The organism is uncultured Ilumatobacter sp., assembly GCF_963980585.1.
Classification (GTDB): domain Bacteria; phylum Actinomycetota; class Acidimicrobiia; order Acidimicrobiales; family Ilumatobacteraceae; genus Ilumatobacter_A.
Genome location: NZ_CAXCAM010000078.1, coordinates 1 through 6,164 on the forward strand (window position 1 = coordinate 1; position 6,164 = coordinate 6,164).

The following is a 6,164-nucleotide window of genomic DNA, read 5'->3' on the forward strand; positions in this document are numbered from 1 at the left end:
CATTGCCGGCAATGTCATCGGCTATGGCGCGACCGGAGGTGAGATTTTCCTCCGCGGCAATGTCGGCGAGCGCTTCTGCGTCCGTAACTCCGGTGCGCTTGCGGTCAGTGAGGGCATCGGTGATCACGGGTGTGAATACATGACCGGTGGCCGGGTGGTCGTGCTCGGCGAAACGGGCCGTAACTTTGGTGCCGGGATGTCCGGCGGCATTGCCTTCGTCTATGACCCGAATGGTGAATTTGCGAGCAAGGTCAACTACGAGATGGTCAAGCTGGAAGAACTGACGGCGGAGGATCGTGAGTTCCTGCGTGACACTGTGACCCGCCATCGCGACTTCACCGGCTCGTCCGTTGCCGAGGGGCTCCTGGCCTCGTGGCCACTCAAGGTCAGCGAGTTCCGCAAGGTGATGCCAACCGACTACAAGCGAGTTCTGAACGTCATCGCCGAAGCCGAGGCATCAGGCCTCGACGAAGACGCCACCGTTAACGCCATCATGGAAGCAGCGAGGTCCTGACATGGGTAAGCCCACCGGTTTTCTCGAATGGGAGCGTCAGACTCCCGCACATCGTCCCGTTCCCGTCCGTCTTCGAGACTGGAACGAGGTCTACGAGCCGTTCGATGCAGAAGCACTGAATCACCAGGCCGGGCGGTGCATGGATTGCGGCATCCCGTTCTGCAACAACGGTTGTCCCCTCGGGAATCTCATTCCCGATTGGAACGACCTCGTGTACCGCAACCAGTGGCACGATGCGATCGAACGGCTGCATGCCACGAACAACTTCCCCGAATTCACCGGGCGGCTGTGTCCAGCGCCCTGCGAGTCGGCATGCGTGCTCGGTATCAGCCAGGACCCGGTTGCGATCAAGCAGGTCGAAGTCGAGATCATCGACCGGGCCTTCGACGAGGGCTGGGTCACGCCGCAGATTCCGTCGGTTCGCACTGGCAAGCGGATTGCGGTCATCGGCTCCGGGCCAGCGGGTCTCGCTGCTGCGCAGCAGTTGACGCGCGCTGGGCACGACGTCGTGGTGCTCGAGCGTGCTGACCGTATTGGCGGACTGCTGCGCTACGGGATCCCAGAGTTCAAAATGGAGAAGCGGCACATCGATCGTCGTCTCGAACAAATGGAAGCCGAAGGAACCGAGTTCCGCACGAACGCCGTTGTTGGCGAGAACGTCGATATCGAGGTGCTCCGCGCCAGCCACGATGCCGTGGTGCTCGCTTGCGGCGCAACGGCATGGCGTGACCTGCCTGTACCGGGACGAGAACTTGCGGGAATCCATCAGGCGATGGAGTACTTGCCGGAGTCGAATCGGGTGCAGTTCGGTGATCAGGAGCAGTCGCCGATCGATGTGAACGGCAAACACGTGGTGATCATCGGTGGTGGCGACACCGGCGCTGACTGTCTGGGTACGGCGCATCGCCAAGGCGCGGCCTCGGTAACGCAGCTCGAGATCATGCCCCGACCGTCCGACGAACGGAATGGGGATCGCAACCCGTGGCCACAGTTCGCGATGGTCTACAAGGTCACCAGCGCGCACGAGGAGGGCGGAGAACGTCTCTACAGCGTCAACACCGAGCGGTTCGTGGATGACGGGACCGGCCGGGTCAAGGCGCTGATGTTGCACGAAGTTGAGTTCGTCGACGGCAAGTTCGAAAAAGTCGAAGGCACGGACAGGGAGATTCCTGCGGACTTCGTGTTCCTCGCGATGGGCTTTGTGGGTCCGGAGAAAGGTTCGTGGCTTGACGAGCTCGGCGTGGACTATGACGCTCGCGGCAACGTGGTGCGCGATGACAATTACATGACCAACCAGCACGGGCTGTTCGTGGCCGGCGACATGGGTCGGGGACAAAGCCTGATTGTTTGGGCGATTGCTGAAGGTCGAGCAGCAGCAGCGGGCGCCGACGCACTGCTGATGGGCGAGACAACGCTCCCACGGCCGATCGCGCCGACCGAACGCCCCTTGATGTGAAGGTCGGGCATTCAGGATGGGTGTGCCGCACACATACCGCCCTGCCAACACTGTCTCGATGAGACCACGTACGATGCCCGCATGGGTTTGAAGAACATGGGCAAATTCGGTCGGATGAGCGTGCTGACGTGGCCAATTGTGGCTGGCGCGCTGGTTCTCGCGAGCTGTGGCAGCGACGCCACGAGTGGCGCCACGGCGTCGACGATCAACCTCGACGCCACCAACTACATCGTCAAGGATCCGGTCACGACGACCATTGCGTCGCTGTCGGGCGGGGAAGAAACGGCGACCGGATCGCAGACGTATGTCGTCCAGTCGGGTGACTACGCGATCAAGGTCGCCGATCAATTCGGCGTACCGCTTGAGGATCTCCTCAACTTCAACGGGTGGGCGACCGGCAACGAGTTCCCGTTCCCCGGCGAAGAGATCAAGATTCCGCCGGGCGGCACGACACAGGCAGCGGCGACCGACGCCGACACCGACGTTGCGGCAGCAGCAGGCGAAGATGGCGAGGCCTCGGTCGGCGAGACGATCCCGGACACCGGCTCAAACTGTGCACCCGGTTCGTACACGATCGAAGACGGTGACAACGCCCGTTCGAAGGTTGCCAACAAGTTTGATGTCACGGTCGAGGCACTCGACGCGGCGAACGCCGGAACGAGTGGCTACTCGGCGTTTTACCCCGGCCTGAAGATCGTCATCCCGGCAAAAGCCGACTGCTAAATCCGGTTGCAGCGACCTCAGTTGCTTTGGGGTCGCGAGCAGGTGTGACTGAGCAGCTGTGACTCAGAGACCCTGGAAGATGTAGTTGTGCTGGACGACGTGGTCCATGCGTGCCGACGGTGCCGCTGAGTATTGGTGGCCGGGGTACAGAATCGTGTCACCCGGGACCTTGGCGAGTCGCTGCAAGCTTTCGATCATGTGCGCACCGTTGGATCCGGGGAGGTCGGTTCGGCCGCAGCCGTCAAGGAACAGCGTGTCGCCCGCAACAAGCTTGCCGTCGACGAGAAAACACTGGCTGCCGGGTGTGTGACCAGGTGTGTGCAGCAGGGTGATGTCGATGGCACCGACACTGAGGACATCGCCGGACCCGTGCTCGACGAGGTGATCGGGGCTGACGTGGGTGGTCTTTCGGACCCATTCGGTCTCATCGGCCTGAATGTGAATCGGACAGTCGATCTTGTTGAGCAGCGACGCGATGCCGTCGATCTCCATGCCCATCATCGAACCACCGACGTGGTCAGGGTGGTAGTGCGTGGCCAGCACGCCGGTCACGGTCATGTCGTCGGCTGCGACAACGTCGATGAGTTCTGCCGGGGCGTAAGCCGGGTCGACGAGCACGCACTCACCGGTCTCTCGATCGCCGATGGCGTAGACGAAGTTGACCATCTGCTCGGCGAGCTGATCGCCGTGCGCGAAGTCGCGTCCAGACAACAGCTGGCGGAAGTAGAGACGGTCGTTGTTGGGAGCAGGTGCGTTCTCAGTCACCCCTGCAGCGTACGCTGAGGCCCCTATGAGCCCGCAGGCAAGCGACACTCCCATCAGGTACGGCGTCGTCGGTGTCGGCATGATGGGCGTCGAACACATCCAGAACATTCTCGCTCTCGACGATTGCGTCGTGACCGCTGTGGCTGACCCTCATTCTCTTTCGCTTGACTCGGCGCAGCAGGCCGTTGGGGCCGAGACGCCGCTGGCGAAGTTCAGCACGGTGGAGGAGCTGATTGCATCGGGGCTTTGCGATGCGCTCGTCATTGCCTCTCCGAACTTCACGCACCACGACATCCTGATTCCGGCGATCGAGTCAGGTCTCCACCTCCTTATCGAGAAGCCGCTGTGCACCACGCTCGATGACTGTCGCGAGATCACTGACCTGGTCGCCACACGACCGCCTGAACAAGTGATCTGGATGGGTCTGGAGTACCGGTACATGCCTCCCCTCCAACGGTTGATGGCCGAGATCGCCGCCGGCACCACTGGCGATGTGAAGATGGTCGCCATCCGCGAGCACCGCTTCCCATTCCTGGTCAAAGTCGACAACTGGAATCGGTTCAGCAAGAACACGGGGGGCACCCTCGTCGAGAAGTGCTGCCACTTCTTCGATCTCATGATCCAGGCCACCGCGAGCCGTCCCGTTCGCGTGATGGCATCAGGATCACAGGACGTCAACCACCTCGACGAGGTGTACAACGGCGAGCGGTCTGACATTCTCGACAACGCCTACGTCATCGTCGAGTTCGAGAATGGCAGCCGCGGCATGCTCGATCTGTGCATGTTCGCAGAGGCGAGCAAGAACGAGCGCGAGATCGTCGTCGTGGGCGACAAGGGAAAGCTTGAGGCGCTCGACACGGAGTCGATCGTCCGCATCGGTCAGCGGACCGATGATATTTGGAGTGGCGTCAACGTTGTGACCGAAGAGACGGTCGCCGACAGCAGCATCAAGCACCAAGGCCTTCATCACGGGGCGAGTTACCTCGAGCACGTCGACTTCGCCGATGCGATTCGCTCCGGTCGGCCTGCCGACGTGACCGTGCTCGACGGACTCTGGTCTGCCGCCGTCGGCTTTGCAGCGCACCGCTCGCTCGAGACAGGACTCCCCGTTGTGCTCGACGATCTGCCCCAAATGGCGGGCATCGCGTTCGGACAATGAGCCGCCTCATTGCATTGACCGCAGGTCAACAGGTCGTCTTCGGTGGTGACCAGGTGGTCGAGGTATCTGCCGAACTTGCCGACGCATTCCAAGTCGGGGATCGGCTGGTGGTGGTCCAGGAGGATGGCGCGCTTCTCCACATCCCGGCAAACGAGCACGCCATCGTCGATGCCGCTGTCACCGCAGCGCGCACAGGGTTCGCTGAGCTGGCCGCTGTCACCGATGATGCGATCTCCGATTTCTTCGAACACTTCGCAGCGAGACTTGCCGACGATGCGGTGTTCGCTCCCATCGCCGTGGCCAACGCACTGGACATCGATCGCGCCCGGGAACGGGGACGGTCCACCACCAGACTCGAACTGAGCGCCGCAATGCGGGCCGACATGGTGGCCGGCCTACGCGGCTGGCGCGACGCTTCGGTATCTCGCGACGAGATCGTTCGAACCATCGAGCACGAGGGGTGGTCGGTCGAGGCGCGACGAGCACCGCTCGGTGTTGTCGGTTTTGTTTTTGAAGGCCGACCAAACGTGTTCGCGGATGCCTGTGGTGTCGTGCGGAGCGGCAACGCTGTGGTGTTTCGCATCGGATCCGATGCACTCGGCACTGCTTTGGCGATCGTCGAGCATGCACTCCGTCCGGCGCTGGCAGAGTCTGGATTGCCCGACGGGGTCGTCCAGCTGGTCGAGTCGGCGGCTCACAGCGCCGGTCACGCCTTGTTCAGCGATCGTCGCCTTGCACTTGCTGTGGCGCGGGGTTCGGGCGCCGCCGTTGCCCAATTGGGTGCGGTGGCCTCGCAGTCAGGTGTTCCGGTCAGCCTGCATGGAACTGGCGGCGCGTGGATTGTCGCAGGGGAGCATGCGGACGCCGACACGCTGCACGCCGTCGTGCAGCACTCGCTCGATCGCAAGGTCTGCAACACGCTGAATGTCTGTGCGATCCCTGCCGGCCGAGCTGCTGAACTGATCCCGGCCTTTCTCGCAGGGCTCGACGCCGCAGGTGCAGCTCGGCTTACGACTCCCCGTTTGCACGTCGTGGATGGCTCGGCCGCTTTCCTGCCACCGGAGTTGTTCGATCGGAGCGTCGACGTTGACCGCGCGTCCGGCACGGTCACCGAGTGCTACGCCACCGTCTTGCCCGAATCTGATCTTGCCATCGAGTGGGAGTGGGAGAACTCGCCCGAGGTGACCCTCGTGGTTGTTGACGATGTGGACCAGGCCGTGGTGCTGTGCAACACCTACAGCCCTCACTTCACGGCGTCGCTTGTCAGCAGCGATCTGCACGAGCACGATCACTTCTACGGCGCAATTGACGCGCCGTTCGTGGGCAACGGTTTCACGCGGTGGGTCGATGGGCAGTACGCACTCGATGCCCCCGAGCTGGGCCTGTCAAATTGGCAGGGTGGACGAATGCTCGGACGCGGAGCAATTCTGTCAGGCGACAGCGTGCACACCGTTCGCTATCGCGCGACGGTGACTGACCACCAGACACACCGCTGACCGCGGTCAATGCGGGGTCGCCCCCGAGTACGATTTTCTCGTGTACCAACC

5 protein-coding genes and 1 pseudogene are annotated in these 6,164 nt (G+C 62.5%); 5 read left to right on the forward strand and 1 reads right to left on the reverse strand.

From position 1 onward, the window contains the following. The 3 genes and pseudogenes from ACH2DW_RS14985 to ACH2DW_RS14995 form a co-directional block, all read left to right on the forward strand. Positions 1-514 (forward strand): annotated as a pseudogene (locus ACH2DW_RS14985) (glutamate synthase subunit alpha); the annotation flags it as partial. 1 nt (position 515) lies between these two features. Then, positions 516-1,970, forward strand: a complete 1,455-nt coding sequence (locus ACH2DW_RS14990; RefSeq protein WP_394930553.1) for a glutamate synthase subunit beta — start codon at positions 516-518, stop codon at positions 1,968-1,970. Positions 1,971-2,051: 81 nt separating this feature from the next. Next, positions 2,052-2,693 carry a LysM peptidoglycan-binding domain-containing protein gene (locus tag ACH2DW_RS14995; RefSeq protein WP_394930554.1) on the forward strand — a complete coding sequence of 214 codons (642 nt, stop codon included), beginning with the start codon at positions 2,052-2,054 and terminating at the stop codon, positions 2,691-2,693. A 63-nt stretch (positions 2,694-2,756) separates the two neighbouring features. On the opposite strand, the gene ACH2DW_RS15000 is transcribed toward ACH2DW_RS14995, so the two are convergent. Further along, on the reverse strand, positions 2,757-3,458 hold the full coding sequence (locus ACH2DW_RS15000; RefSeq protein ID WP_394930555.1) for an MBL fold metallo-hydrolase: 702 nt from the start codon (positions 3,456-3,458) through the stop codon (positions 2,757-2,759). 25 nt (positions 3,459-3,483) lie between these two features. Here ACH2DW_RS15000 and ACH2DW_RS15005 point away from each other — a divergent pair, with 25 nt between their 5' ends. Together ACH2DW_RS15005 and ACH2DW_RS15010 are read left to right on the forward strand one after the other, a co-directional pair. After that, a complete protein-coding gene (locus tag ACH2DW_RS15005; protein ID WP_394930556.1) occupies positions 3,484-4,617 on the forward strand; it encodes a Gfo/Idh/MocA family protein in 1,134 nt (377 codons plus the stop codon). After that, complete coding sequence (locus ACH2DW_RS15010) at positions 4,614-6,113, forward strand: aldehyde dehydrogenase family protein (protein ID WP_394930557.1); 1,500 nt, start codon at positions 4,614-4,616, stop codon at positions 6,111-6,113. Before ACH2DW_RS15005 ends, ACH2DW_RS15010 begins: the two co-directional genes overlap by 4 nt. Positions 6,114-6,164 lie beyond the last annotated feature (51 nt).

Bases quoted from the DNA above. Each gene is read 5' to 3' on its own strand.
- ACH2DW_RS15005 (WP_394930556.1), top strand. From the start codon at position 3,484: ATGAGCCCGCAGGCAAGCGACACTCCCATCAGGTACGGCGTCGTCGGT.
- ACH2DW_RS14995 (WP_394930554.1), top strand. From the start codon at position 2,052: ATGGGTTTGAAGAACATGGGCAAATTCGGTCGGATGAGCGTGCTGACG.
- ACH2DW_RS15010 (WP_394930557.1), top strand. From the start codon at position 4,614: ATGAGCCGCCTCATTGCATTGACCGCAGGTCAACAGGTCGTCTTCGGT.
- ACH2DW_RS14990 (WP_394930553.1), top strand. From the start codon at position 516: ATGGGTAAGCCCACCGGTTTTCTCGAATGGGAGCGTCAGACTCCCGCA.